At 52.0% G+C, this 2,442-nt stretch carries 3 protein-coding genes, 1 tRNA gene and 1 pseudogene; 3 read left to right on the plus strand and 2 right to left on the minus strand.

Annotated elements, in window-relative coordinates; translation table 11 throughout:
- Positions 1 to 280 (plus strand): ABC transporter permease (locus AC1HCM_RS06845; protein ID WP_479461023.1); only part of this gene is annotated, 280 nt, incomplete at its 5' end.
- Positions 281 to 283: 3 nt separating this feature from the next.
- Here AC1HCM_RS06845 and AC1HCM_RS06850 read toward each other — a convergent pair.
- Together AC1HCM_RS06850 and AC1HCM_RS06855 are read right to left on the minus strand one after the other, a co-directional pair.
- Positions 284 to 360, minus strand: a tRNA-Met gene (locus AC1HCM_RS06850).
- Positions 361 to 394: 34 nt separating this feature from the next.
- A complete protein-coding gene (locus tag AC1HCM_RS06855; RefSeq protein WP_479461024.1) occupies positions 395 to 568 on the minus strand; it encodes a hypothetical protein in 174 nt (57 codons plus the stop codon).
- A 180-nt stretch (positions 569 to 748) separates the two neighbouring features.
- Between AC1HCM_RS06855 and truD the strand changes: the two genes are divergently transcribed.
- The gene (gene truD / locus AC1HCM_RS06860; RefSeq protein WP_479461025.1) at positions 749 to 1,888 is read left to right on the plus strand and encodes a tRNA pseudouridine(13) synthase TruD; all 1,140 of its coding nucleotides are present in this window, start codon (positions 749 to 751) and stop codon (positions 1,886 to 1,888) included.
- A 19-nt stretch (positions 1,889 to 1,907) separates the two neighbouring features.
- Positions 1,908 to 2,442: pseudogene (locus tag AC1HCM_RS06865) on the plus strand (tRNA (N(6)-L-threonylcarbamoyladenosine(37)-C(2))-methylthiotransferase MtaB); the annotation flags it as partial.

Raw genomic sequence — 2,442 nt, forward strand, 5'->3', positions numbered from 1 at the left:
GGGAATGTTCGGCGGCTGGTTTGTGGCGACCAAGCTCTTTAAGGTAAACGAGTACCTTTACTGGCAGAAGATGGTTGACCTGACCGAGTTCTACGATATAGTGGGAGGACTTTACAAGGCTTTCGTCTTCGGCTTCATAATAGCCTCCGTGAGCTGCTACTTCGGATACTATACCCGCGGTGGAACGGAGGGTGTTGGAAGAGCTACGACGAACTCAGTCGTGACCTCCTCAATGCTCATACTGATATCCGATTACTTCCTCACGGCGATAATCTTTTAGTGGTGGTTGCGGGGGAGGGATTTGAACCCTCGACCTCCGGGTTATGAGCCCGGCGAGCTACCAGGCTGCTCCACCCCGCGTAATTTCTTATTATACTTCCCGAAAGGACTTAAATCAAGACGTGGACTTTCCGAGGCTCTCGTCCACTATGACGACATCCGCCTTCCTGACAAACACGGTGTTTATGTCCTTCACGCTCCCCACTATGGCGACGACCCTTCTCTTCCTCAGGAGCTTCCTCTCCAGCCTCTCCCTCTTTTCTCTTCCTTCAACCTTGAGAACCTTCATGCTATTTCAACCTCCTGATAAACACCTTATACGGACGTTTTTAAGATTGTGTTAATTACTGACAGCATTCCCCTTTTCCCTTCCTCCTCAACCCCTTCCAAAGGAGAAAGGAACCCAGAAGCGCAAAAGCTGATAGGAAGAGGATATCTCTGAGCTCCATCTGTCCTTAAATAATAAGCTATGGCGAAGATAAAGAGCCGTCCAGAGGACTTTTACGTAAAGGAGCTAACAGAGATTGAGCTTGGAGACGAAGGACGCTTCGCGTACTTTCTACTGAAAAAGAGGGGAAAGACCACCCACGAAGCCCTTGAGGAGGTGGCAAGGCATCTTGGTGTTGAGCCTTCAAGGATAAGGTTCGGAGGACTCAAGGACAAGGAGGCTGTAACCGAGCAGTACATCTCCATTGAGAAACCGCCCATCGTAAAGGAGATAGAGGGGAAAGAACTCAGTCTCAAGTTCCTCGGCTACTCCGACGAGCCGATGGACATCGGGAGGATAGAGGGAAACCTCTTCAGGGTGGTAGTCAGAGACGTGGGGAGGCGGAAGCTCAGCTACCTCAAGGACAGGGTGGGATTCGTTGAGAGGTTCGGCTTTGAGAACTACTTCGGGGAGCAGAGGTTCGGCTCCGTAAAACACGCCGAGGAGTTCGTTGCAAAGCTTCTCCTCAAAGGAGACTACGAGGGAGCCCTAAAGACCTACCTGACCTCCCTGAAAGACAGGAGGAGAAGAAGGGAGCTTCTCAGGAGCTGGGGAAAGTGGAGGGAGTTCCTCAAGCACATGCCCCAGAGGTCAGCCCCCGAGAGGAGGGTGGTGGAGGAGCTCATGAGGGGAAAGAGCTACAGGGAAGCCTTTGAGAGCCTCCCGAGAAGCATAAAGCTCATGCTTCTCTTCACTTACCAGAGCTACCTCTGGAACAGGTACCTGAATACCTTTGTAGTGAGGTACTTCAAGCACTGCTCCGTTCCCTTCCTGAGGTGGAGGCTGTCCTTCATAACCGAGATGGACGAGAGGGTCTTTGAGGAGATAAGGGAGCTTGAGATCCCCTTCCTCGGCAAGGAGTTCAAGCCAAAGAGCAGGAAGGTTGAGATGATAATAAGGGAGGTCCTCGCTGAGGAAGGCATAACGGAGGAAATGCTCGGAAGGAAGGTCGGCGACCTTAAGCTCCTTACAGACGGCCTCAGAAGAGCCTTCGTCTATCCGAGGGATATGAGGATACTGGAAGAGGGAAGGGATTACGTTGAGCTCAGCTTCATCCTCCCTCCGGGTAGCTACGCAACGGTCCTGCTAAGGAAGCTCCTGTGCTCACCTCTGGAGGTGTAAGGCATATATTATTGAGTTTATGAAGGTATCCTTCGTCACGCTCGGCTGTCGCATGAACCAGTTTGACACAGACCTTATGCGTTCAAGGTTCCTTGAGTCTGGGTATGAGGTGGTTGACAGCGGAGCTACGGCTGACGTTTACGTTATAAACACCTGCACGGTTACCGCCGGAGGAGACAGGGCTTCAAGGCAGGCTATATACAGGGCGAAGAGGCTAAACCCTGAGGCTGTAGTGGTAGCCACTGGTTGCTATGCCCAGGTCAAGCCCGAAGAGCTCCTCTCCTTGGAAGAGGTTGACCTCGTTGTCGGCAACACCCACAAGGGGGAGCTCCTGAAGATCCTTGAGGACTTCCTTGAAGAGAGGAGAAAACGGGCTGTGGTAGGAGAGATATTCAGGGAGGGAGAGGTTAAGAGCTTTGATACAGTTCTCTACTTTGAGGAGTCAAGACCTTTCCTTAAAGTACAGGAGGGCTGTAACAAGTTCTGCACCTTCTGTGTGATACCCTTCGCAAGGGGAAAGGTCAGAAGTGCCCCGAGGGAGAAGGTGCTCCAGC

Source organism: Hydrogenivirga sp. (assembly GCF_056450045.1).